At 62.4% G+C, this 23,490-nt stretch carries 19 protein-coding genes; 11 read left to right on the top strand and 8 right to left on the bottom strand.

The features are described 5' to 3' along the window. Positions 1 to 73: 73 nt before the first annotated feature. From J5289_RS23960 to J5289_RS23940, 5 genes are all read left to right on the top strand, one after another. A complete protein-coding gene (locus J5289_RS23960; RefSeq protein ID WP_209207116.1) occupies positions 74 to 1,570 on the top strand; it encodes a sugar ABC transporter ATP-binding protein in 1,497 nt (498 codons plus the stop codon). A gap of 18 nt (positions 1,571 to 1,588) precedes the next feature. Next, positions 1,589 to 2,629, top strand: coding sequence for an ABC transporter permease (locus tag J5289_RS23955; RefSeq protein ID WP_142830961.1), 1,041 nt, complete (start codon positions 1,589 to 1,591; stop codon positions 2,627 to 2,629). Positions 2,630 to 2,680: 51 nt separating this feature from the next. Further along, positions 2,681 to 3,778, top strand: a complete 1,098-nt coding sequence (locus J5289_RS23950; RefSeq protein ID WP_142830960.1) for a substrate-binding domain-containing protein — start codon at positions 2,681 to 2,683, stop codon at positions 3,776 to 3,778. A 91-nt stretch (positions 3,779 to 3,869) separates the two neighbouring features. Next, positions 3,870 to 4,208 carry a hypothetical protein gene (locus J5289_RS23945; protein WP_142830959.1) on the top strand — a complete coding sequence of 113 codons (339 nt, stop codon included), beginning with the start codon at positions 3,870 to 3,872 and terminating at the stop codon, positions 4,206 to 4,208. A 43-nt stretch (positions 4,209 to 4,251) separates the two neighbouring features. Beyond that, positions 4,252 to 4,998, top strand: coding sequence for an SDR family oxidoreductase (locus J5289_RS23940; protein WP_143123181.1), 747 nt, complete (start codon positions 4,252 to 4,254; stop codon positions 4,996 to 4,998). A gap of 118 nt (positions 4,999 to 5,116) precedes the next feature. Here the strand turns inward: J5289_RS23940 and J5289_RS23935 are convergent, their stop codons facing one another. The 3 genes from J5289_RS23935 to cydD all read right to left on the bottom strand — a co-directional run bounded on the left by J5289_RS23935 (position 5,117) and on the right by cydD (position 9,581). Continuing rightward, positions 5,117 to 5,905, bottom strand: a complete 789-nt coding sequence (locus J5289_RS23935; RefSeq protein ID WP_247750704.1) for a hypothetical protein — start codon at positions 5,903 to 5,905, stop codon at positions 5,117 to 5,119. A gap of 194 nt (positions 5,906 to 6,099) precedes the next feature. After that, positions 6,100 to 7,833: a thiol reductant ABC exporter subunit CydC gene (gene cydC / locus J5289_RS23930; RefSeq protein WP_209207117.1), complete on the bottom strand. Its 1,734-nt coding sequence runs from the start codon at positions 7,831 to 7,833 to the stop codon at positions 6,100 to 6,102. Beyond that, positions 7,830 to 9,581 carry a thiol reductant ABC exporter subunit CydD gene (gene cydD / locus J5289_RS23925; RefSeq protein ID WP_209186439.1) on the bottom strand — a complete coding sequence of 584 codons (1,752 nt, stop codon included), beginning with the start codon at positions 9,579 to 9,581 and terminating at the stop codon, positions 7,830 to 7,832. Before cydD ends, cydC begins: the two co-directional genes overlap by 4 nt. Positions 9,582 to 9,765: 184 nt before the next feature. Here cydD and J5289_RS23920 point away from each other — a divergent pair, with 184 nt between their 5' ends. From J5289_RS23920 to hemN, 4 genes are read left to right on the top strand one after another with little or no spacing between them, the layout of a single operon-like run. Then, positions 9,766 to 11,331, top strand: coding sequence for a cytochrome ubiquinol oxidase subunit I (locus tag J5289_RS23920; protein ID WP_202617192.1), 1,566 nt, complete (start codon positions 9,766 to 9,768; stop codon positions 11,329 to 11,331). A 23-nt stretch (positions 11,332 to 11,354) separates the two neighbouring features. Then, the gene (gene cydB, locus J5289_RS23915) at positions 11,355 to 12,503 is read left to right on the top strand and encodes a cytochrome d ubiquinol oxidase subunit II (RefSeq protein WP_142830955.1); all 1,149 of its coding nucleotides are present in this window, start codon (positions 11,355 to 11,357) and stop codon (positions 12,501 to 12,503) included. 12 nt (positions 12,504 to 12,515) lie between these two features. Further along, on the top strand, positions 12,516 to 12,656 hold the full coding sequence (gene cydX, locus J5289_RS23910; RefSeq protein ID WP_142830954.1) for a cytochrome bd-I oxidase subunit CydX: 141 nt from the start codon (positions 12,516 to 12,518) through the stop codon (positions 12,654 to 12,656). Further along, on the top strand, positions 12,653 to 13,996 hold the full coding sequence (hemN, locus tag J5289_RS23905) for an oxygen-independent coproporphyrinogen III oxidase (RefSeq protein WP_209207118.1): 1,344 nt from the start codon (positions 12,653 to 12,655) through the stop codon (positions 13,994 to 13,996). Before cydX ends, hemN begins: the two co-directional genes overlap by 4 nt. A 28-nt stretch (positions 13,997 to 14,024) precedes the next feature. Here hemN and J5289_RS23900 read toward each other — a convergent pair whose 3' ends face one another. From J5289_RS23900 to J5289_RS23890, 3 genes are all read right to left on the bottom strand, one after another. Further along, positions 14,025 to 14,579, bottom strand: coding sequence for a hypothetical protein (locus J5289_RS23900; protein ID WP_143123121.1), 555 nt, complete (start codon positions 14,577 to 14,579; stop codon positions 14,025 to 14,027). A gap of 94 nt (positions 14,580 to 14,673) precedes the next feature. Beyond that, a complete protein-coding gene (locus J5289_RS23895; protein WP_219276577.1) occupies positions 14,674 to 16,590 on the bottom strand; it encodes a PAS domain-containing sensor histidine kinase in 1,917 nt (638 codons plus the stop codon). Between the two features lie 16 nt (positions 16,591 to 16,606). Beyond that, positions 16,607 to 17,347: a helix-turn-helix domain-containing protein gene (locus tag J5289_RS23890; RefSeq protein WP_224128394.1), complete on the bottom strand. Its 741-nt coding sequence runs from the start codon at positions 17,345 to 17,347 to the stop codon at positions 16,607 to 16,609. A 133-nt stretch (positions 17,348 to 17,480) separates the two neighbouring features. Here J5289_RS23890 and J5289_RS23885 point away from each other — a divergent pair, with 133 nt between their 5' ends. Beyond that, positions 17,481 to 18,212 (top strand): response regulator, encoded by a 732-nt coding sequence (locus J5289_RS23885; RefSeq protein WP_142830950.1) that lies wholly within the window; start codon positions 17,481 to 17,483, stop codon positions 18,210 to 18,212. A 37-nt stretch (positions 18,213 to 18,249) separates the two neighbouring features. Here J5289_RS23885 and J5289_RS23880 read toward each other — a convergent pair whose 3' ends face one another. Continuing rightward, entirely contained in the window at positions 18,250 to 20,622 is a 2,373-nt protein-coding gene (locus tag J5289_RS23880) for a phosphoketolase (protein WP_247750705.1), read from the bottom strand. 128 nt (positions 20,623 to 20,750) lie between these two features. Beyond that, a complete protein-coding gene (locus tag J5289_RS23875; protein ID WP_209207120.1) occupies positions 20,751 to 21,932 on the bottom strand; it encodes an acetate/propionate family kinase in 1,182 nt (393 codons plus the stop codon). 282 nt (positions 21,933 to 22,214) lie between these two features. Between J5289_RS23875 and fdhA the strand changes: the two genes are divergently transcribed. Further along, a complete protein-coding gene (gene fdhA / locus J5289_RS23870) occupies positions 22,215 to 23,399 on the top strand; it encodes a formaldehyde dehydrogenase, glutathione-independent (protein ID WP_142830947.1) in 1,185 nt (394 codons plus the stop codon). The last annotated feature ends 91 nt before the right edge of the window (positions 23,400 to 23,490 follow it).

The following is a 23,490-nucleotide window of genomic DNA, read 5'->3' as shown; positions in this document are numbered from 1 at the left end:
TTTCGCTTGACCGGTTATCGATGTTATCGATAACATAAAACTCTGCATACGCGTGGCTTTGGGAGGAGCATCGGTGGAAGCGAAAAAACTACTGGAGTTCCAGACGATCACCAAGACGTTTGGCGGAACCCAAGCGCTCTGTGACGTCTCCTTCGATTTGCGCGAAGGCGAGATCCTGGCCCTGCTGGGCGAAAACGGCGCCGGCAAGTCGACGCTGATCAAGACGCTCGCCGGCATCTACAAGCCCGATACCGGCGACATCCTCTTTCGTGGCGAAAGCTATCATCACCGTCCGTCGCGGCCCAACCAACGCCAGCCGGTCGCCTTCATCCACCAGGATCTCGGCTTGATCGAGTGGATGACGGTCGGCGAGAACATGGGCCTGGCGCAAGGGTTCTCCATGCGTCGCGGCGTGATCGACTGGAAGCGGACGCAGGCGCGCGCCGAGGATGCGCTGAAACTGGTGGGCTGCCACTTCGATCCGACGACCCGGGTCTCGTCCCTCAGCAGGACGGAGAAGTCCCTCGTGGCGATTGCCCGCGCCCTTGCCGTCGAAGCCGACGTCCTTGTGCTCGACGAACCCACGGCAAGCCTGCCGGCAGACGAGGTCGAGCGGCTGTTCGACGCCATCAGGCCCCTCAAGGAGCGCGGCGTCGGGATGATCTACGTCTCGCACCGGCTGGACGAGATTTTCCGCATTGCCGACCGCGTCGCCGTCCTTCGAGATGGCAAGATGGTCGGCCAGAAGGCTGTCGCCGACACGACGCCCGACGAGCTCGTAACGATGATCATCGGCCGCGCCAATCACGACCTGTTTGCCAAAAAGCCGGCCGTCGCCGGCAAGGCGATCGTCAAGGTCCGCGACCTCGCCTGCGCCGGCACCAGCCCGGTCTCTTTCGATATCCGTGAGGGCGAATTGCTCGGGCTGGTGGGATTGCGGGGCGGCGGACAGGAGTTGATCGGCCGCGCGCTGTTTGGCTGCGAGGGTTTTGCCGGCAGCGTGCTGCTGCATGACCAGACACCCGACCTGTCGAGCCCCCGAAGCGCCATGGCATCCGGAATCGGCCTGATCGCCCGCGACCGGACGGAGGAATCGGTCGCCATGCCGTTATCGGTGCGCGAAAACACCTACCTCAATCCCGGTGCATCCGGCCGGGGATTGCGGTCCTTTCTCTCCCCCCGACGCGAAGCCGATCTTGCCTCGGCCATCGGTCGTTCCGTCGGCCTGCGACCCAACGATCCCGACTTGCCTGTCGAAGCTCTATCCGGCGGCAATCAGCAGAAGGTCGTCGTCGCCCGCTGGCTGGCGACCGGGCGTAAGTTGCTGGTTGCCGAGGATCCGACCGCTGGTGTCGATGTCGGCGCCCGTGCCGATATCTACCGCCTTATCACCCAGGCGCTGGATGCCGGGCTTGCCGTCGTCGTCGTTTCCACCGATTTCGAGGAAATCGCCCACATCTGCCACAGAGCCCTTGTCTTTTCGCGCGGCAGGATCGTCAGCGAACTGGCCGGCAATGCGCTGACGACGGAAGCGGTCATCACAGCTGCGTCCGCGTCCGAAGCCGCATGAACATTCAGGAGGAAAGCCATGCAATCCATTGAATCAACCGCGCTGGAGCCGACGAAGGGCGAAATGGCGGGATTGTCGACCAGCCAGAAGATCGGCCGGCTTATCCCCGTCTACGGACTGGTAATCCTGACCGTCGTGCTGATCCTGCTGTTCTCGCTGCTGCTGCCGGCGACTTTCCCGACACTTCTCAACGTTCGCTCCATCGTGTCGGACAAGGCGATCATCGCGCTGCTGTCGCTGGCCGCGATGATCCCGATGGCGTCGGGCCGCATAGACCTGACCGTCGGTTACGGCATCGTGCTCTGGCACATCCTTGCCATCAGTCTGCAGACCGCCTACGGCCTTCCCTGGCCAGTGGCCGTCCTCATCGTGCTGGCGCTCGGCACCATCACGGGCTTCCTGAACGGACTGCTGGTGGAGGTCGCCAAGATCGACAGCTTTATCGCGACGCTCGGAACAGGCACCGTCCTCTACGCGCTGGCGCTTTGGCACACCGGCGGCCGCCAGGTTGTCGGCGTCCTGCCGCACGGCTTTTATGCACTGAACGGAACGATGCTGTTCGGCCTGCCGATCACTGGCTTTTACGTCCTCGGCATCGCCATCTGCATGTGGGTCGTGCTCGAATACCTGCCGGTCGGGCGATATCTCTACGCAATCGGTGCCAACCCGAAGGCCGCAGCCCTCAATGGCATTCCGGTGCGCAAGTTCGTGATCGGTGCCTTCGTGACGTCGGGACTGTTGGCGGCGCTCACCGGCGTACTTCTGGCCTCGAAGCTGCGCATCGGCCAGGCGAGCGTCGGGCTCGAATATCTGCTGCCGGCCCTCGTCGGCGCCTTCCTCGGCTCGACGACGATCAAGCCCGGACGCGTCAACGTCTGGGGGACGCTCATCGGCGTCATCATCCTGGCGGTCGGGATTTCCGGCATCCAGCAATTCGGCGGCTCCTTCTTCATCGAGCCGCTCTTCAACGGGGTCACCCTGCTTATTGCCATCGGCATAGCCGGTTACGCCCAGCGCAAGCGCGGCGCCGTGAGGAGGATCACGCCCGCGCCCAAGTAGACTACGCCGGGATCAACACCGGTACATCAAAACCAAAATGGAGGAGTGAACATGAAGCGTAGAACGATGTTGCAGGCGACGGTCGCAGCGCTTGCCCTGATGACCAGCCTGCCGGCGCTTGCCGACCCTATGTCCGATGCGAAAGCGGTCGTCGACAAATATGCATCCAAGGCGAGTGCATGGGATGGCCCGACCACCGGGCCCAAGGGCGCAGCCGGCAAGTCGATCGTCATCCTTGCCGGCGACATGAAGAACGGCGGCATTCTCGGCGTCGTCAACGGCGTCCAGGAGGCGGCAGGATCGCTCGGCTGGAAAGTGACCGCGCTCGACGGCGCCGGCTCGATCGGCGGCCGGACGGCAGCCTTCGGCCAGGCGATGGCGCTGAAGCCGGATGGCATCATCATCGACGGTTTCGACGCTATCGAGCAGAAGCCGGCGATGGAGCAGGCAAAGGCTGCCGGCATTCCGATGGTCTCCTGGCATGCGGCATCGAATGTCGGTCCCGTCCCGGAAGTCGGCGTGTTCGCCAATGTCACCACCGACGCCATGGAGGTCTCCAAGGCTGCGGCCGACTGGGCATTCGTCGATGCAGGCGGCAAGCCCGGCGTCGTCATCTTCACGGACAGCACCTATGCGATTGCCATCGCCAAGGCCGACCGGATGAAGAAGGAAATCGAGAGCCTCGGCGGCACCGTGCTCGAATATGTCGATACGCCGATCGCCGAAACCTCGCAACGCATGCCGCAGCTGACGACATCGCTGCTGCAGAAATACGGGGAGAAGTGGACGCATTCGCTGGCGATCAATGACCTTTATTTCGACTTCATGGGTCCCTCGCTGGCATCGGCCGGCATCGAGGGAGACGGCAAGCCGGTGAATGTCGCCGCCGGCGACGGCTCGGAAAGCGCCTACCAGCGCATTCGCGCCAAGCAATACCAGGCAGTCACGGTGGCCGAGCCGCTCACCCTGCAGGGATGGCAACTGGTCGACGAACTAAACCGCGCCTTCGCCGGGGTCGCATGGTCCGGCTACGTTTCGCCGCTGCATGTGGTCACGACAGCCAATGTCGAATTCGACGGAGGCCCGAAGAACAGCTTCGATCCCGACAACGGCTATCGGGATCACTACAAGGCAATCTGGGGCAAATAACGTCGCCATGCGGGGCGCGGCCGATGCCTGCGCCCCGCGCTCCGGGCACAGACGGAGCCGCGCCCTCACATCAACCAATTTGGAAAAGTCGATGATCGTTCGATATGCTTTGTTCGAAGGCGAAATCCATGCCGGCAAGGAGGCCGAATTCCGTGCCTTCGTGAAAGAAAAACTGGTGCCGCTCTGGACGCAATTCCCGGGCGCCAAGGAAGTTCGCGTCCTCGATGGCTTCGATCGCGATGAAGGGGCGCCGGTCTATGCAATGGCCCTTGCAGTTCGCTACCCCGACATGGATGCCGTTGATGCCGCACTTCGCTCGGATGTCCGCTACCAAAGCCGCGAGGTCAGTGGCGAACTTCTGAAGATGTTCACAGGCCGGGTACACCACCACCTGTTTACCGCAAACGATTATGCGCCGGCGAGCCTTTGAGCTAACATGACACATACCGCATCGTTTACAGGATGAAAGCATGATGGATGGCCGGGTTGCAGTTGTCACGGGCGCAGGTTCAGGGATCGGAAGAGCGGTAGCGCTGGCGCTCCTGGGGGATGGCTACGTCGTTGCGCTCGCCGGTCGCCGTGCGGAGCCGCTGGAAGAAACAGCCTCTCTGGCCATGGCGGGCATACCGTTGATCGTTCCGACAGATGTCACCGACCCGGCGTCGGTCGACGCGCTCTTTGCCGAACTGGAGGCTAAGGCAGGGCGGCTGGACGTGCTGTTCAACAATGCCGGCGTGGGTGCGCCCACGACGAATTTCGGCGACGTGACGTTCGAGCAATGGCAAGCCGTCATTTCCGTCAACATCAACGGAATGTTTCTCTGTGCCAACCGGGCCTACCGCATGATGCGCGACCAGACGCCACGGGGCGGACGCATCATCAACAACGGCTCGATCTCGGCCCACACGCCGCGGCCAGGCTCAGCACCCTATACGGCCTCCAAGCACGCTGTGACCGGCCTCACCAAATCGATCAGCCTCGACGGGCGCATCCACAACATCGTTGCCTCGCAGATCGATATCGGCAACGCCGCCACGGATATGACGACGCGCATGGCCAAGGGCGTGCCACAGGCGGATGGCACGATTGCTGTCGAACCCACCATGGACGTCGCAACCGTGGGTGCCACCGTCCTCAATATGGCGAAAATGAGCCTCGACGCCAACGTCCAGTTCATCACCATCATGGCCTCGAGCATGCCGTTCATAGGGCGGGGATAAGGCTCGGAACCCTCCGCACCTGGGTCGATGGTGACGGGATACGACTGCCAGCAAAAAAGATGGCGCCATGTTTTCACACAGGGCGCCATCGTGTTTTAGGTTGGTAATCTCGGGAGACCTAGCGCGCGGCGATTTGCTTCAGGAGCTTGCAGAGAGCAGCCAGACCGGGATCGGCATTTCCGGCTCCGAAGGTCTTGCAGCGGGTGAGGACGAGCTTCTGCTGAGTGGGCGACATCCCCTGGTACGCGATAGCAGCGCGTCGGGTTGCCGCCCGACCGCCCAGACCCGAGCCCACACCTGCATTGTTGCCAGATCCAAGACCAGTCCCGCTGGTGTTGCCGCCGCCGATGGATCCGGTGCTGCCACCGCCGGTGGATGCGTTGCCGCCGCCGCCGGTGGATGCGTTGCCGCCGCCGCCGGTGGATCCATTGCCGCCGCCGGTGGATCCGTTGCCGCCGCCGCCAGTGGATCCATTGCCGCCGCCGCCGGATCCACCAATTGACGCTCCGACACCCGCACTGACGCCATTGCCGCCTCCAACCGACGCACCGACACCAGCATTGACACCGCTTGACCCACCAATCGAGGCAGTTGCTCCCGCGTTCACGCCTTGCGCACCACCGATCGATGCTCCGGCTCCGGCATTAACACCGTTGGAACCGCCTACATTTGCGCCGACACCGGCATTCACACCGGTGGAGCCGCCGACGTTCGCACCGACGCCGGCATTAATGCCGCCGACGGAAGCGCCCACGCCGACGCCCAGTCCACGACCTCCGCCGAGTGATACCCCGCCGCCGAGGCCAAGGCCTCCGCGGTTGGAGCCGCCCTGTTGGGCCTGTACGGATACCACAGTTGCCGCAGATAGAAGAACGGCAAGCGAAATGCTCTTTCTGAGATTCTGCATGATTATCATCCTCGTTGGTTTAGCCCGTGACTGATGTCACTGGCGGGACTAGGTCGAGGAGCGCGCGCTTCCTGTTGAAACGGACTGATAGCGGGTGCTATCGATCCGTCACAATGTAAACGTGTTATGCATTACTAATGTTTCACTCTCTTATGGACCTGAGAGCGCTTCAGTCGATCATGGTGAACTCAGCATTAACAGTCCTTCGGAACGCTCCAGAGTGGGACGTTCTCAACACTTGGCCCTCGCGGCTCCTCTGTGGCGGTTGCCCCAGATACCGCCAGCTTTCCGGCCGTCATAACGTAGCACTGGTCGAAGACGCCCGACGGCGGCTTTGCGTGCGTGGCAAGGATGACCGTTTTTCCTGTCGCCAGATTGCAGAGATCCTCGAAAAACGCGCGCTCTGTCTCCGGATCGAGATTGGACGTCGGTTCGTCCAAAACGAGGATTTGAGCTTTCGAGAGAAGCGCGCGCGCAAGACACAGGCGACGCGCCTGTCCGGCGGACAGTGTCCAGCCCTTTTCGCCGACATAGCCATCCAGCTGGTCTGGCAGCCGCCGGACGACGTCGCCGAGGCGGACCGCGTCGAGCATGTGCCAGAGACGCTCGCTGCTTGCGCCGGGATCGCCCATCAGCAGATTGTCTCGCAGGCTTCCCATGAAGACTTGCGTATCCTGGGTCAGAAGCGCGATGCGCCGATGCAGTTCGTCCTGCCTCAGCCAACGAAGATCGACATCGCCGAGTGTGATCGTGCCAGCCTGCGGATCGAAGAGGCGAAGCAGCAGCGCCATCAACGTCGACTTGCCGGAGCCGCTGGCACCGAGGATCACGACGCGGGACCCTGTGGCGACCTTAAAACTGACATCCGCCAGGATCGTCTTGTCGGCATGATGCCCGAAACGCACGCCGTGGAAGGCGATGTCGTTGCCTTCCGGCATTGCCACCGGTCGCCCGGGATCAACCACCGCAGGCGGGCTGTCGGCGACTGCCCGTATCTGTTCGGCCGCAGCAATAGAGGAGCTCAGGCGCGAGACGCTGCGAACGATTGCACCGGTCGCCTCGAAGCTTGCAAGCGTCGCCAGCAGCAGACCGACCAGCAGCGGGCCGCCGATATCGCCACGCTGAAAGCTCTGGATGCCGAACCACAGCACGCCGACCAGCGCCGTGCCGGCCAGAAGCTGGACCATGGCGCTGGCAATGCTTCCCCGTAACGCGAGACGCCGCCGCGCCGATCCCACGGCGTTCGCGGCATCGTCGAACTGCTTCTCTGCCATGGCGATCTGGTCGAAGACGATGAAGTCCGCCAGCCCGTCCATGCTTTGCAGGGCGGCGCTGCGGACTGCAGCCGATGCCGCGATCACGGACCGCCCCTGCGCCAGTGTCGCTCCAACGAGGACGGCGGGCACCGCCAGGGTCGCAGTTGCAAGCGTCACCGCATAGACCACTGCCCCCGCGGGTATGTACCAGCCGAGGATCGCACTCATCGTCGCCCCGAGCACCAGCGCCGTCAGCATCGGGCCAATGGCCACCAGAAACGCCGTGTCGAGCGTATCGATGTCGGCCGTCAGCCGGCTGACGAGGTCGCCGTGGCTGATACCGGTGTCCTTGAGCGGCATACGGGGTATCAGCCGCGAAAACAGCCAACCCCGGAGATCGGCAAGCAGCCACAGCGTTGCATCGTGACCGACGAGCTTTTCTCCATAGCGGGCGCCGATGCGGATCAATGAAAAGCCGCGGATCAGCGACGACGGCCCGAACAGGTTGAAACTCGCAGCTGCGGTCGTCAGGGCAGCCGCAGTCAGGAACCATCCGGAAACGCCAAGCAGTGCCATGCCGGCAACGAGCGTCAGCGCACCAAGGCCGAAGGCGAGGCCGAACCGCAGTGCCCGGGTGCGAAACAGCGGCAGGAAGGACATGAGGGCTATCATGCGGCATTCTCCTCGAACGCGAGCAATACCTTCGGCCTTGGCTTTACGACCGGCACGATATCGCCGCCGGCGACGCGGAATACATGGAAGAAGCGCTCGGCCACGGCGAGCGAATGGGTGGCGACCAGCAGGGTTCGACCGCGTGCAAAGACCTGCAGCGCATCGAGAACGCGGCTCTCGGTTTCGCGGTCGAGATGCGCCGTCGGCTCATCGAGAACAATCAGGCCGGGGTCGCGCAGGAAAATCCTTGCCAGAGCGATCCGCTGCGCCTCGCCGCCGGACACGCCCCGCCCGCCCGCGCCGATTGCCGTATTGAGCCCGTCGGGCAGGGCGTTGGTGAATCCAAGGACGCCCGCGAGTTCTGCCGCGCGGGAAAGATCGCTTTCGCTTGCCAGTCGCGCGCCGAAACGAATGTTATCGGCGATTGTCCCCGCAAACAGCATAGGCCGCTGGCCAAGGAAGGCCACCGCATTGCGCAGCCCGGCGGGGTCAATAGACTGTAGCTCATGTCCTTCAAGACAGATGCGTCCCTCGAAGGCCCTGAGCCCGACAATGGCTTCCAGTAACGTCGACTTTCCGATGCCGCTCTCGCCGAGGAGCGCCGCATGGCTGCCGGCAGCAAGGGACAGGGTGGCATTTTCAAGCAGCCGCCGCCCGCCGTCCGGGGTGGCAAGCCCGAGATGGGAAGCGGCAACAGCGATCGCCCCTCCCCTCAGCGGCATCGAGGCCGGCCGGCTGGATGTTTCGACGCCGTTTTCCGGGAGATCGCCAAACAGCGCGGCGATCTCGACGATGGCCGCCTTGGCGGATTGCCGGTCGTGATAGTGGGCAGCGAGCAGCCGCAGCGGCTGATAGACCTCGGGCGCCATCAGCAGACAGAACAAACCTGCCTGCAGCGTAAAAGGCGCCACCCTGATATGGACGAAGCCGAGATAGCTGAGGCCGACATAGAGGGCGACGCCGGCGACGCCGAGCGCCGCAAAGAATTCCAGCACAGCCGACGAAAGGAACGCGATGCGCAGCACGCGCAAGGTCCGCAGCCGCAGGTCATGGCTAGCATCCAGCACCTTCGTCGTCTCACTCTCGGCCCGGCCGAACAGTTTGAGCGTCACGATACCGCGCAAACGGTCGGCGAAGAAGCCGGACAGGCGGGACATCGCCTGCGCCTGGGCATCGGTGGCTGCCTGCGCGCCCCATCCGACCAGTGCCATGAAGATGGGAATGAGCGGCGCAGTCAGCAGGAACAACAGTGCCACGGTCCAGTCGACCGGCATGACGGCCATGGCAAAGACGATGGGCAGCACAGCCGCCTGGATCATCGCCGGGACAAACCGGGCGAAATAGCCATCCAGCGCATCCGTCTGGTCGATGACTGCGGAACTGAGTGCACCCGAGGAGCGCAGCGCCATCCAGTCCGGCCGCTGATCGAAGATGTGGCGATGCAGCAGTCGGCGCAGATACAGCTTGATACGTTCGGCGGCGACGATACCGGCGCTCTCGGCGCCGAGCCCCAGCCCGATCCGCGCGATGAAGATGCCGATGAACAAGCCGACAGCCGGAAGCACCTCCGTGACAGACTGCCGCGACACGATGACCCGACCGAGGATCTCGGAAAGCAGCAGGGCCTGCCCCACCAGCAGCATCCCGGATAACATCGGCAGGGCACAGGCAACCACCATGGCCTTGCCGCCATGCCGCTGAAGCCGGGATAACCACTGTCTTTGATTGATACCGTGTTCTGCCGTCATCGCTGCCCTCAACCGCCGCAGCAGGCTCTCTATCCTGCGAAGGCCATGCCGTTTTCACTGTCACAGTCAGTGCCCGAGCCGCCGGGGGGAGGCATTGACATAAATCAATGCGTGTCCTCGGGGCTGGGCGTAGCAACCTGCAGGCCCGGCATCCGGCCGGCACACTGATAGGAACGCGCGCATGATCGACTTCACCGTTGTGGATTTGGCACGCCTGCAATTTGCGGCGACCGCACTTTACCATTTTCTCTTTGTCCCGCTGACGCTGGGACTGTCCTTCCTCATGGCGATCATGGAAAGCGTCTACGTGATGACCGGCCGTGAAGTCTGGCGGCGCATGACGCTCTTCTGGGGCACCCTGTTCGGCATCAACTTTGCAATGGGCGTCGCGACAGGCATAGTCATGGAGTTCCAGTTCGGCATGAACTGGAGCTATTACAGCCATTATGTCGGCGACGTCTTCGGTGCGCCGCTTGCCATCGAGGGGCTGATGGCCTTCTTCCTGGAGGCAACCTTTATCGGCCTCTTCTTCTTCGGCTGGGACCGTTTGCCGAAGGCCGGCCATCTGGTCGTCACCTGGCTGGTCGCGCTCGGCGCCAATTTCTCGGCCCTGTGGATCCTGATCGCCAACGGCTGGATGCAGAACCCGGTCGGCTCCACCTTCAATCCAGACACGATGCGCATGGAAGTGTCCGATTTCGCCGCCGTGCTGTTCAATCCGGTGGCACAGGCAAAATTCGTTCATACCGTTAGTGCCGGCTATACCACGGGGGCCATGTTCGTCATGGCTGTCAGCGCCTGGTTCATGCTGCGCGGCCGCCACCTCGACCTTGCCAAGCGCTCCATGGCCGTCGCCGCCAGCTTCGGCATCGCCTCGGCCTTATCGGTCGTCGTGCTCGGTGACGAAAGCGGCTATGTCGCCACAGAACACCAGAAGATGAAGATCGCCGCCATCGAGGCGATGTGGCACACCGAGCCTGCACCGGCCGGCCTCACCCTGTTCGCGATACCCGGCAAGGACGGCAACCGCTTCGAGGTCAAGATCCCCTGGGTGCTGGGACTCATGACGACGCGTAGCCTCAATACCGAAGTCCAGGGCATCCTGCCGCTGGTCGACCATGCCAAAGAGCGTATCCGCAACGGCCTGCTGGCGTCCGCCGATCTCGACGCGATCCGCAAGGATCCGAAGGACCAGGCCGCACGGGCAGCCTTTGCCAAGAACTGGCCGGATCTCGGCTATGCCCTGCTGCTCAAGCGCTACCGCGAGGACATCGTCAACGCCACGCCCGATGAGATCGACCAGGCCGCCCGCGATACCATCCCCGACGTCGGCACGCTGTTCTGGACGTTCCGCATCATGGTGGCGCTCGGCCTCTACATGATCGTGTTCTTCGCCACCGCTTTTGTGCTCAGCAGCCTCCACAAGCTTGGAAACAACAGGACGCTGCTCAGGATAGCGCTCTGGAGCATGCCGGTCCCGTGGCTCGCCATCGAATCCGGCTGGCTGGTGGCGGAATATGGCCGTCAGCCCTGGGCTATCGAGGGTGTGCTGCCGACATTCTATGCCGCCTCGGGTCTCAGCGTGATCGACATGCTGATCAGCCTCGGCTTCTTCCTGGTCCTCTATACCGCCCTTCTGGTCGTCATGATCATTCTGATGCTGAAGACCATCAAGGCCGGCCCCGGGGACTACGCCATGCTCGACGGATCCGCCGAACCAATTCAGATGCCTAAAAGCGCGGCCGCCTAACCTCAAGCGCAGAGAGAACGATGATGAACACGATTCCCCTCGACTATGAAATACTGCGAATGATCTGGTGGGCCCTGCTCGGCATCCTGTTGATGGGCTTTGCCATCATGGGCGGCAACGATCTCGGCGTCGGCGCCCTGCTCCCCTTCGTTGCCCGCACGGACGAAGAGCGGCGCGTCGTCATCAACCTTCTCGGCCCGACCTGGGAAGGCAACCAGGTCTGGTTGGTGCTGGGTGGCGGCGCCATCTTCGCCGCCTGGCCGGCCCTCTATGCCGTCTCCTTCTCCGGCTTCTATCTCGCCATGATCGCTATTCTTCTGGCACTCATCCTGCGTCCGGTCGCCTTCAAGTTCCGCGGCAAGATGAAAGATCCGACATGGCGGGCAACCTGGGACTGGGCTCTGTTCATCGGCGGCTTTGTGCCGGCGCTGATCTTCGGCGTGGCCGTAGGCAATGTCCTGCTCGGCGTCCCCTTCGACCTCGACGGAACCCTGCGCGCCAGCTACACCGGCAACTTCTTCGGGCTGCTGCGTCCCTTCGCGCTGCTCGCAGGCCTGCTTAGCGTCTCCATGCTGGTTGCCCATGGCGCAGCGCTCATCACGCTGAGGACAGAGGGCCAGGTTGCAGAGCGGGCGCGCCTCTATGGTCGTGCGGCTGCGCTGGCAAGCATTGTGCTGTTTGCTATGGGCGGTCTCTGGGTTGGCATTGGTATGGATGGCTATGTCGTATCCAGCGTCCAGGATGCGCTTGGCCCTTCCAATCCGCTGTCGAAGACGGTCGTCCTCGTCTCGGGCGGCTGGCTCAGCAACTACGGCACTCATCCCTGGATGATTGCGGCCCCCGCCCTTGGCTTCCTCGGCTCCCTGCTGGCACTCGTCTGCCTTTCCGGTGGAGCCTTGAAAACGGCATTGCTGGGCACGACAATCGCCATCGTCGGCATCATTTCGACGGCCGGCCTGTCGCTTTTTCCCTTCCTGCTGCCAAGCTCCATCCATCCGGCAGCCAGCCTGACGGTCTGGGATGCATCGTCGAGCCACCTGACGCTGTTCATCATGCTGATCGCCACGATTATCTTCCTGCCGATCATTCTCATCTACACGGGCTTCGTCTTCCGCGTCATGCGTGGCACGGTGACGACAGCCTCGCTCGGCCGCAACCCCAACGCCTACTAAGGAGACAACGATATGTGGTATTTCACCTGGATCCTCGGCGTCGGGCTGGCCTGTTCCTTCGCGATCCTCAATGCAATGTGGTTCGAGATGCGCGAGGATCGTCAGCTCGCGCTTGTCCCCGCCAAACCTGACCGGGACCGCGACGGGAAATGAGCAGCGGCGACGATATCGTACGGCGCTATGCAGCCCTTGCCGTGCCGCGCTATACATCCTACCCGACGGCTGCGGAATTTTCAGCGGCCGTCACTCCGGATCACCACGCCCGCTGGCTCGGGCGCGTGGGTGCCGGTCAACGAGTATCCGTCTACCTGCACGTCCCCTATTGCCGCGAGCTTTGTTTCTATTGCGGCTGCCATACCAAGCTTACCCGCCGCGAGGATGTCATCGACGCCTACAGGCGGGCGCTTGAGACGGAAATCGAGACGGTCGCCGGTCATCTCGGCGGCAGACCCAATGTTGTCCGGTTGCACTGGGGCGGCGGCACACCGAGCATTCTCGGTGCATCCGGCATGAAATCCGTGCTGGACGTCCTGCACAGGCACTTCACATTCGAGGAGGCCGGCGAACACGCTATCGAACTCGACCCACGCCATGTCGACCAAGCGCTGGCTGCCGACCTTCGTGCGATGGGCATCAACAGGGCCAGCCTCGGTGTCCAGGACACCGCCCCGCAGGTGCAGGCCGCGATCGGGCGCATCCAGCCGATCGAAACCGTGCAGTCCGCCGTCGCCCATCTGCGGACCGCTGGAATCGACCGACTGAATTTCGACCTTATCTACGGCCTCCCGAAGCAGACGGTATCCTCGTTGACGCGGACCTGTCAGGCAGTCGCCGAACTGCGTCCGGATCGCATCGCATGCTATGGTTACGCCCATATGCCGGACCGCCGGGCCAACCAGCGCCAGATAGACGGCAGCGCCCTCCCCACTTCGGCCGAGCGCATCGAGCAAGCGGCAACCGTCTTCTCGGAACTCCTGCGGCATGGCTATGAGGCAGTCGGGCTCGACCATTTCGCCAGGCCGGATGACAGCCTTGCCATCGCGTGCCACGGGCAGCGGCTGCACCGCAACTTCCAGGGCTATACCGATGACGACTGCCCGATGCTTCTCGGCTTCGGCGCCTCGGCGATATCGAGGCTTCCGGATGGATACGTCCAGAACATGGCGGACAATCCGCGCTATTGTCGAACGGTGGGAGAGAAAAAGCTGGCCAGCATCCGTGGCTGCCTGATGGACACCGATGACCAGGTACGGGCGCAAATCATCGAATCCCTGATGTGCAATTTTCGCGTCGACCTTGGCAAGGTCGCTGGCGGAAAGGATTTCGCGGACGAATTCACCGCACTTCAGCCAATGATCGACGACGGACTGGTCGTTGTGCAGGAGGGTGTTGTGGCAATGACCGCAGCAGGACGCGCTGTCGTTCGTGTCGCGGCAGCGATCTTCGACCGCCACCGATGGGACACAACCAGCCGCTTCAGTCTTGCAGTCTGAGGTCCGGGCACAGCATGCGGGTCTCTCGTCAGAATGGCTGGGCTGACGCTGTCTCTGCGGTCTGAGGGGTTTGGCCGCTCAGGCGGCCCATGCACTGGACGAACTCCGGATAAAGCGTCTGCACGCGCGACATTGGCACGGTCCAGTCCGGCTCATTTCCGGAAAACGTCAGCTGCACGTCGGGCCTGCCCTGAAACGCATCGGTGACCAGCCGCCTGATGGGACCGTCGCTGGTCTTGCCATCCTTGGTCCAGACCTGCAGCGTCCTGGCATCGAAAAAGGCGGCAGGCGCGACGATGCGTCGGGTGCCATCGACAATGGTGACGGTGGTCTTAGTTCCTGCGGGGATGGACCAGCCATCCCTGGAGACGAGCCAGCGCGTCGTATCGCGGCTTGCGCGGAATTCCACGGTCTTGCCGAGGTGACTGTCCCAGAGAAGCCGACAGTAAGGCGCATCCGTTCCGGCGTCGAAGCCGACGGACCACTGGTTGAGTTGCGCCGTCCACTGGGTCTCAGCGGCGGCGAGGCCCGGAAACACAAGCGACGCGATCATGACGGCATAACGGTAAAGGCGCATCGACATGTCCGGCTCCAGCGTGGTTTCGGGCAGGCTAGCGCAAAGGGGTCAACGTTTTGTCAATTCGCACCGAAAACGTCCGTCCAGCACCCCGCCGGTATCAGTCGAGCAATTCCCGCAGTCGCACCGCAAGTTCGCGTGCCGTGTAGGGCTTCTTCAGCCAGCTGGCGTCGTTCGACATTTCGCCCTCGGCGATTTGCGGCGACGCATAGCCGGAGGTGAACAGGATCCTGACGTCGGGCCGCAGCAGGCGCGCGCGCTCCGCCAGCTCGTCGCCCGTCATGCCACCCGGCATGGCGATATCGGTCAGGATCAGTGCGATATCGGGCGTCTTTTCGAACAGGGTGAGCGCATCCGGGCCGTTTGCAGCCTCCAGAACCCGGTAACCGGCCTCCTCCAGCCGCGCCACGACGATGCGGCGCACACGCGGATCGTCTTCGGCGACCAGGATAAGTTCGCTGCCGCGCGGGCCATCCCCGACCTCGGCCGCGACGGCCATCTCGGGAGGCTGCGCATCGCGCAATACGGGAAGGAATATCCGCACATTGGTGCCGGACCCCTCGATACTCTCAAGCTCTACATGCCCGCCCGACTGCTTGGCGAAACCATTGACCATGCTAAGGCCGAGACCCGTCCCTGCACCCATGGCCTTGGTCGTGAAAAACGGCTCGAATGCATGCTTGCGGATATCTTCTGGCATTCCCTCGCCGGTGTCAGCCACCGAGATCAGCACGTAATCGCCTGTGCGAACATGGGGATAGCGTGTGACGTAGTCTACATCCAGCCGGACGCGACTGATCTCGATCGTCAGCCGCCCGCCTTCGCTCATTGCATCCCGGGCGTTCAATGTCAGGTTCAAAAGCGCATTCTGCAGCTGCGATGTATCGACCCGCGCCAGATTGGAAGACCCGGAGACGACGGTGCGCAGTTCGACGGTTTCGCCGAGCGTCCTTCGCAAGAGGTCGGAAAAGCTGCCGACCAGCTTGCCGATGTCGGCGGGCTTTGGATGCAACGGCTGCCTTCGACCGAAGGCAAGCAGTTGCGCCGTGAGCTTCGCGCCGTCCTCGGCTGCATACTGCGCCTCGCGCAACAGCGACAGCTGCCCCTCGTCGTGCAGCTTGGCTTCCAGCATTTCGAGATTGCCGCTGATCACAGTCAGCAGATTGTTGAAATCGTGGGCAAGGCCGCCTGTCAGCTGCCCGACGGCTTCCATCTTCTGCGCCTGGCGCAATTCTTCCTCAATCCGGTGCCGGCTGGTCAGGTCGCGGATGAACCCGGTAAAAATCCGCTCGCCGTTCGAAATGGCCTCGCCAACGGAGAGCTCCATCGGAAACAGCGTTCCGTCCTTGCGCTGGCCGGTGACGACGCGCCCGTAGCCGATGATGCGCCGCTCGCCGGTGGTCATATAGTGAGACAGATATCCGTCATGGGCGTTGCGATCGGGCTGCGGCATGAGGTCGCGAACGTTCCGCCCGCAGATCTCTGCTGCTCCATAGCCGAAAAGGCGCTCGGCAGCGGCGCTGAAAGATGTGATCTTCCCGACGTCGTCGATGACCACCATGGCCTCCGGCACCGTCTCCAGAATGGAGCTGAGATGGACCTCCCGGCTTGCAAGCTCGCCCTGCGCATGGCGCAGGGCCGTAACGTCGTTGTTAGTCTGGAAAATGACGCGCGTGCCGTCTCCCTCCCGCACGGCGATCACGCAGCGACTTGCGACATGAAGCACCTGTCCGTCCTTGCGCCTCTGCCTGACTTCGCCGGTCCACACGCCGTTGGCGAGCAGGTCACGTTGCACCTTGTCGGCCGGGACTGCGAATTCCGTCGCCAGCAGTTCATGGACAAGCCGGCCGAGCGCCTCCTCGCGCTTCCAGCCGTATAGCTCCTCGCATCCGCCGGTCCAGCGGGTAACGACCCCATCCAGTCCGTGGACGATGATGGTCGCGCCGTCGAGGATGCGCTCGATCTCGCCTTTTCCCAGATCGTCGGAACCGCGATGTGCCGTGAAACTGTCTATCATGCCTCTATCCCGACGGTCAGCAATTGGCCAACTGGCGTCTCTTGTCATCCGGTGTGTTGTTATTGTCTGCATCGCAATCTCCCGCAAGCAAGGAAAGCCTGTTCAACCTCACTTCAATGCTGTGCCTGCCAACCGGACTGATGACGCCTGCTATCGTCAGTCTGGTGATGTTGCGCGAAACGGTCTCGATCGTCAGGCCCAGGAAGTCGGCTATGTCCTGGCGGCTCATGGGCAGGTCGACTGTCATTCTGGACTCTGCAGCGCGCTCGTGCCGGCGGGCCAGCATCAGGAAAAAGCTGCAAAGGCGCTCCTCGGCGGATTTCCGACCGAGCAGAACCATGTGATCCTGCGCTGCCGCCATTTCTTCGCACAACTTCGCAAACAGCTTCGGCTGCAGTCCGGCGTCCTCGTTGATTGCCTGCTGGAAATGGAGCCGCGAGCAGCGGCGTACCCTCGCCGATGTCACGGCCTCTGCCGTATACAGATAGAGATTGCGAAACGAGAGGCCGATGATGTCGCCGGGGAAGAGAAAGCCGGTAATGATGCGACGGCCATCGGCAATGATCTTGCAGACCCGAAACAGACCCTCGGTCACCTCGAAAATGTGGCTTGCCTTGTCACCCTCCCAGAACAGGGCATCGCCGGCATCGAGCATTTCCTGGGGCCGCCACTGGAAGGCGCAAGAGAGCGTCGAGGGGCCGCCCGGCGTCATTCGGACTACGTTGGTCGAAAGATGATGAGCACTTTCCGAAAACATGGGTCAAACCTCTGTTCATTTCACCAGAGCAATTGACCCGTCGCCCGTTACGTAGGAACGATGCCGCTGTGATAAACAGTGCCAAATTGTAACGGACTGTAACAGCCGCCCCGCGTTTACGATCGGCGACGCCATGCCTGATGATTTGATTTCGAAAATTCATATCCTTGTCGTCGATGACGACCCGCGAATTTGCCAGATGCTGCAGCGGTATTTCGAGGAAGAAGGCTACGGGGTCACCGTTGCCCATGACGGCAAATCGATGAAGCGGGCCATGACGACGATGGCATTCGACGCCATACTTCTCGACCTCGTGCTGCCCGGCGACGATGGACTGACGCTGGCGCGGGATATCCGGGCCGGCTCCGACATTCCGATCATCATGCTGACCGGCCGGGACGATGTCATCGACCGGATCGTCGGACTGGAGATCGGTGCCGACGATTACATCGCAAAACCCTTTCACCTGCGGGAAGTCCTTGCCCGCGTCCGGACGATCCTGCGCCGCCGTCGTCCAATGCCGGCAGCCCCGGTAGAGGTGAGGGAGCTGATCCGTTTCGACGGCTTTACACTGGACATCGACCGGCGCGTCCTGTCCTCGAGCGACCATGCCAACATCGAGTTGACGACGGGTGAGTTCGACATGCTCGCGGTTCTGGCGAGAAGCCCCCGACGGGTCCTGACGCGACAGGCCCTCATGGACATGACCCGGGGCCGCAATCTCGAAGCCTTCGACCGGACGATCGACGCCCAAATCGCCCGTCTGCGCAAGAAGATCGAGCGCGATCCGAAAAAGCCGGAAATTATCAAGTCGGTGCGGGGCATCGGCTACGTGTTCAGCGGCCGCGACGACAGCAGCGAATGAGGGCGACGGTCATTCGCTGCCATTATCTTGATGACTGCTAGTCCGACCAGACCCAATCCTTGATCTCGGGCAGGTCGTCGAAGTGCGCGCGGATATAGCGATCGTGCTCTTTTAGCATCTCGGTGCAGAGGGTCGCAATTTCTCCATGCTCGATCAGCGCGCCCGGCACATAGCGCAGGACATCCAGGCAGAGATGCAGCCTGCTGATCCTGTTCAGAACCACCATGTCGAATGGCGTCGTCGTCGTTCCCTCCTCGAGATAACCGCGAACGTGGAAGCGATCATGGGCGTCACGTCCATGCAGCAGATCGTGGATGACGCCGGGGTAGCCGTGGAAGGTGAAAATGACCGGCGCCGTCTGCGTGAAGATGTCGGTGAAATCGGCATCCGTCATGCCATGGGGATGGCGGTCAGCCGGTGACAGCCGCATCAGGTCGACCACGTTGACAACACGCACCTTGAGGCCGGGCGCGTGCTTCCGGAGCATCCAGGCAGCGGCTATCGTCTCCTGCGTCGGGATGTCGCCGGCGCAGGCCAGCACGACATCCGGTTCGTCCGGCTGGTTGCTGTACATGTCCCAGACGCTGGCGCCCTTGGCACAATGGACCTTGGCTTCGTCTATCGTCAGCCATTGCAACTGCGGCTGCTTGTCGATGACGATCAGGTTCAGGTAGTTGACGCTTCTGAGGCAATGATCGGCAATCGACAGCAGGCAATTGGCATCGGCCGGCAGATAGACGCGCGCTACGGTCGGCTTGCGGTGGATGACGGTATCGATGAAGCCGGGCCCCTGATGGCTGAAACCGTTATGATCGTTGCGCCAGCAGGTGGAGGTCAGCAAGTAATTGAGCGACGGAACGTCGGCGCGCCATGGTACCCGCTTTGCGTGTTCGAGCCACTTGCCGTGCTGCATCGACATGGAATCGACGATCATGGCGAAGGCCTCGTAAGTCGCAAACAGGCCGTGACGGCCGGTCAGCGTGTAGCCCTCCAGCCAGCCGTGGCAGCAGTGCTCGCTGAGTACTTCCATCACCCGCCCATCATGCGACACGTGATCGTCACCGGGCAGGATCTCGCTGACCAGGCATCGGTCGGAAACGTCGAAGATGGCGCCGAGCCGGTTCGAATTGGTCTCATCGGGGCAGAACAGCCGGAAATTATGCGGGTTGTCCTCGTAGATATCGCGCAGATAGTTGCCGAGAACGCTGGTAGAGCCGATGCGTTGGCGGGCACGCTCCTCGAACTTGAACTGATAGTTCTCGAAATCCCGTAGTTTCAAAGGCACCGTCAGCAGGCCGCCATTGGCGTTGGGGTTGGAACCCATGCGGCGATTGCCGGCAGGTGCAAGATCGGCAAATTCCGCGCGGAAGCATCCCGCGTCATCGAAAAGCTCCTCCGGCTTGTAGCTGCGAAGCCAATCATCGAGGATTTGAAGATGCTCCGGCTTGGTCAGGACGTCCGAAACGGGCACCTGATGGGCGCGGAACGTGCCTTCGATCTGCAGGCCGTCGACAACCTTCGGGCCCGTCCAGCCTTTTGGCGTCCGCAAGACGATCACCGGCCATTGCGGTCGCCCATGCGAGGCACCGCTGCGTGCCTTCGACTGGATCTCGCGGATCTCCAGCACTGCAGTTTCGAGCACCGACGCAAATGCCTGGTGGACTTTTTCTGGCACATCGCCCTCGACGAAATAGGGCTTGTAACCCTGGCCCTCGAAGAATTTGGTCAGGTCCTCGTCGCTGTGCCTGGCCCAGACCGTCGGCCCGGAAATCTTGTAGCCGTTGAGATGCAGGATCGGCAGCACCGCGCCGTCACGGGTGGGATTGATGAAATCGATGCTCTTCCAGCTGCCCGCAAGCGGCCCGGTCTCGGCTTCGCCATCGCCGACGACGGCGGCGACCAGCAGGTCCGGATTGTCCATGACGGCGCCAAAAGCGTGCACCAGCACATAGCCGAGTTCACCGCCCTCGTGGATCGAGCCGGGCGTCGGGACGCTGACATGGCTCGGAACGCCCCCGGGCGTCGAGAACTGCCGGAAGAGCCGCAGCATGCCTGCTTCGTTGCGGGTAATGTCAGGATAGAACTCCGTATAGCTGCCTTCCAGCCAGACGTTGGCGATCAAGGCAGGGCCCCCATGGCCGGGGCCTGCCATATAGATCGTGTCCAGATCGTATTTCTTGATCAGCCGATTGAGGTGGACATAGATCAGGTTGAGGCCGGGCGACGTTCCCCAGTGGCCGAGCAGCCGCGGCTTGATATGGTCTACGGTCAGCTCTTCGCGCAGCAGGGGATTTGCGGACAGGTAGATCTGACCGATGTTGAGGTAGTTCGCCGCCCGCCACCAGGCATCCATGCAGTGAAGTTCTTCGGCACTGAGCGGCATTGCTACCGACTTTGTGTTCCCGTCCATCTTGATCCCTCATGTCGATTGTACACATGGCCTGATAATGTCGACCGAAGCGGTGCAACTGCCGGGCCCACACGGCTAGGCTTCGTCCGCGATACTAACGCAACCGGACGTCAATAATCTGACATGGATCAAATTCGGCCGATAATCGACAGGGCTTCGTCGGCGATCACCTGCTCCTCGTTGGTGGCGACGACATGGATTGCGATCCGGCTTTCGGCTTTGCTTATGACGAAGACGTTCTCGGCATTGGCCGACGCATCGATCTGCGCTCCGAGCCAGGCAAGACGCGTGACGATTTTTTCCCGGATGGCCGCTTGATGCTCGCCGATGCCGGCCGTGAACACCAGCGTATCGACACCGCCGAGCGTCGAGGCCATCCTGCCGATCTCGCCGGCGATCCTCAGCGCAAAGAGATCGATGGCCTCGGCTGCCTGCGGCCGGTCGTCCGCCAGCAGCGCCCGCGTATCGGCACTGGTGCCAGACACACCGAGCAGGCCGGATCGATGATAAAGCAGATCCTCAACCTCGGCATAGGCCATCTTCTTCTGGCCGATCAGATGCAGCAGGACACCAGCGTCCAGCCATCCGGGCCGGGTTGCCATGGGAATGCCGTCGAGGGTGGAAAAGCCCATGCTGCAATCTCGGCTGACCCCATCTTCCAGCGCGCAGAGGCTCGCGCCACTGCCGAGATGGGCGATCACGGTTTTGCCGACCGACTTTTCGGCCCGACGGGAAAGTTCCGCGGCCACGAATTTGTAGGAGAGACCGTGGAACCCGTAACGCTTGATGCCCTCGTCATGCAGCGCGCGCGGAATGGCGAGGCGTCGCACAAGCTCGTCCTGCGTCCCGTGGAAGGCCGTGTCGAACGAGGCCGATTGCGCCAGGTCCGGGCGCAGATGCCGGACAGCGCGGATGAAGCGCAGTGCCTCCGGCTGGTGCAGCGGTGCCAGCGGGGTCAATGCCTCGATGGCATCGATGACGCTGTCGTCGAGCTTGACGGCTTCGAGGAACCTGTCTCCGCCATGCACGACGCGGTGGCCGGCGGCAACCATGGCATCCATCTCGAAATGGCCGGCCAGGATTTTAAAAGCTTCGTCGATGACTTCGTGCAGATCGGCCGTCACCGTGCTTTCCATTTCGGCCTCGAAGGGCTCGGGACCCTGGCTGACCTGGAACACCAGCGGTTTTGCCCTGAGGTCGATGACGGCCTTGCCGATCATCCTGGCGGTTGCGTCTTCGATCTCGAAAATGCCGATCTTGACGGACGACGAGCCCGCGTTGAACGTGAGGAGAATACTGGGTGACGCCATGTTCGACATGCTCCATTGTCGACCCGAGGCCGATGCTGTCGTGACGGTAGCAGATGAAAGGCCTGCGCGGTGAGAGATCGCGCATATCGGTATATCGGAAAATTGCGCGCCTTGCCCTGTGCGAGACACCCGACGTCGCAGGCCGGTGACCCGTGGAGCGCTGTTCGATGGAATAATGTCCACGCGACCTCGAACATTGGCAACCCAACGGACGAAAATCGCGCTACGATCACTTGCCTGCATCGAGAGGAGTCGATCAGGCAAACAATGGAGGAGATCATCATGAGCAAGAACAGAGGCGTGGTCTATCTGAACCCCGGCAAGGTCGAGGTCCGGGATATCGACGATCCCAAACTCGAGGCCCCGAACGGTCGGCGGATCGAGCACGGCGTCATCCTGAAAGTCATCTCGACCAATATCTGCGGCTCCGACCAGCATATGGTACGCGGTCGCACGACCGCCCTGCCTGGCCTGGTTCTCGGCCATGAAATCACCGGCGAGATCATCGAGAAGGGCATCGATGTCGAAATGCTCGAGATCGGCGACATCGTCTCGGTACCGTTCAATGTCGCCTGCGGTCGCTGCCGGTGCTGCAAGGCCCAGGACACCGGCGTCTGCCTGACCGTCAATCCGGCGCGCGCCGGCGGCGCTTACGGCTATGTCGACATGGGCGGCTGGATCGGCGGGCAGGCCCGTTACGTGACGATCCCCTATGCCGACTTCAACCTTCTGAAATTTCCGGACCGTGACAAGGCCATGGCCAAGATCCGCGATCTCACCATGTTATCCGACATTCTGCCGACCGGATTTCACGGTGCCGTCAAGGCGGGCGTCGGGGTCGGCTCGACCGTCTATGTCGCCGGCGCCGGACCGGTTGGCCTCGCAGCCGCAGCCTCTGCGCGTATTCTCGGCGCCGCCGTCGTGATGATTGGCGATTTCAACAAGGAGAGGCTGGCGCATGCCGCCAAGGTCGGCTTCGAGCCGATCGATCTGTCGGCCAGCGATAGGCTGGGCGACATGATCGCCGAGGTGACCGGCAGCAACGAGGTCGACAGCGCGATCGACGCCGTCGGTTTCGAAGCGCGCGGGCATGCCGGTGGCGAACAGCCGGCCATCGTCCTTAACCAGATGATGGAAATCACCCGCGCTGCAGGCTCCATCGGCATCCCCGGGCTTTACGTCACGGAAGACCCCGGCGCCGTCGATAGCGCCGCCAAGCTCGGCAACCTGTCGATGCGGTTCGGACTGGGCTGGGCGAAGGCGCAGTCCTTCCACACAGGCCAGACACCCGTCATCAAGTATAACAGGCAGCTGATGCAGGCGATCCTGCACGACCGACTGCCCATCGCCGATATCGTCAACGCAAAGATCATTTCGCTGGAAGAAGCAGCGCAGGGCTACGAGAGTTTCGATCAGGGGGCGGCACAGAAATTCGTGCTCGATCCCCACGGCATGCTTGCCGCCTGATCGGCATGTGAGGGACATGCGGGCAAAAATCGCGCGCATGTCCCGTTTGTCGGGCGAACTGTTTATCCTTTGCACCCGCCATGGGGGAATG

The organism is Rhizobium sp. B230/85, from assembly GCF_019355735.1.
Classification (GTDB): domain Bacteria; phylum Pseudomonadota; class Alphaproteobacteria; order Rhizobiales; family Rhizobiaceae; genus Rhizobium; species Rhizobium rhododendri.
This window is presented reverse-complemented; position numbering and strand designations above follow the sequence as displayed.

What these genes read in the sequence shown, in the direction of transcription:
- J5289_RS23955 (WP_142830961.1), top strand. Translation starts at nt 1,589, where the DNA reads ATGCAATCCATTGAATCAACCGCGCTGGAGCCGACGAAGGGCGAAATG.
- J5289_RS23950 (WP_142830960.1), top strand. Translation starts at nt 2,681, where the DNA reads ATGAAGCGTAGAACGATGTTGCAGGCGACGGTCGCAGCGCTTGCCCTG.
- J5289_RS23945 (WP_142830959.1), top strand. Translation starts at nt 3,870, where the DNA reads ATGATCGTTCGATATGCTTTGTTCGAAGGCGAAATCCATGCCGGCAAG.
- J5289_RS23940 (WP_143123181.1), top strand. Translation starts at nt 4,252, where the DNA reads ATGGATGGCCGGGTTGCAGTTGTCACGGGCGCAGGTTCAGGGATCGGA.
- J5289_RS23935 (WP_247750704.1), bottom strand. Translation starts at nt 5,905, where the DNA reads ATGCAGAATCTCAGAAAGAGCATTTCGCTTGCCGTTCTTCTATCTGCG.
- cydC (WP_209207117.1), bottom strand. Translation starts at nt 7,833, where the DNA reads ATGATAGCCCTCATGTCCTTCCTGCCGCTGTTTCGCACCCGGGCACTG.
- cydD (WP_209186439.1), bottom strand. Translation starts at nt 9,581, where the DNA reads ATGACGGCAGAACACGGTATCAATCAAAGACAGTGGTTATCCCGGCTT.
- cydB (WP_142830955.1), top strand. Translation starts at nt 11,355, where the DNA reads ATGAACACGATTCCCCTCGACTATGAAATACTGCGAATGATCTGGTGG.
- cydX (WP_142830954.1), top strand. Translation starts at nt 12,516, where the DNA reads ATGTGGTATTTCACCTGGATCCTCGGCGTCGGGCTGGCCTGTTCCTTC.
- hemN (WP_209207118.1), top strand. Translation starts at nt 12,653, where the DNA reads ATGAGCAGCGGCGACGATATCGTACGGCGCTATGCAGCCCTTGCCGTG.
- J5289_RS23900 (WP_143123121.1), bottom strand. Translation starts at nt 14,579, where the DNA reads ATGTCGATGCGCCTTTACCGTTATGCCGTCATGATCGCGTCGCTTGTG.
- J5289_RS23895 (WP_219276577.1), bottom strand. Translation starts at nt 16,590, where the DNA reads ATGATAGACAGTTTCACGGCACATCGCGGTTCCGACGATCTGGGAAAA.
- J5289_RS23890 (WP_224128394.1), bottom strand. Translation starts at nt 17,347, where the DNA reads ATGTTTTCGGAAAGTGCTCATCATCTTTCGACCAACGTAGTCCGAATG.
- J5289_RS23885 (WP_142830950.1), top strand. Translation starts at nt 17,481, where the DNA reads ATGCCTGATGATTTGATTTCGAAAATTCATATCCTTGTCGTCGATGAC.
- J5289_RS23880 (WP_247750705.1), bottom strand. Translation starts at nt 20,622, where the DNA reads ATGGACGGGAACACAAAGTCGGTAGCAATGCCGCTCAGTGCCGAAGAA.
- J5289_RS23875 (WP_209207120.1), bottom strand. Translation starts at nt 21,932, where the DNA reads ATGGCGTCACCCAGTATTCTCCTCACGTTCAACGCGGGCTCGTCGTCC.
- fdhA (WP_142830947.1), top strand. Translation starts at nt 22,215, where the DNA reads ATGAGCAAGAACAGAGGCGTGGTCTATCTGAACCCCGGCAAGGTCGAG.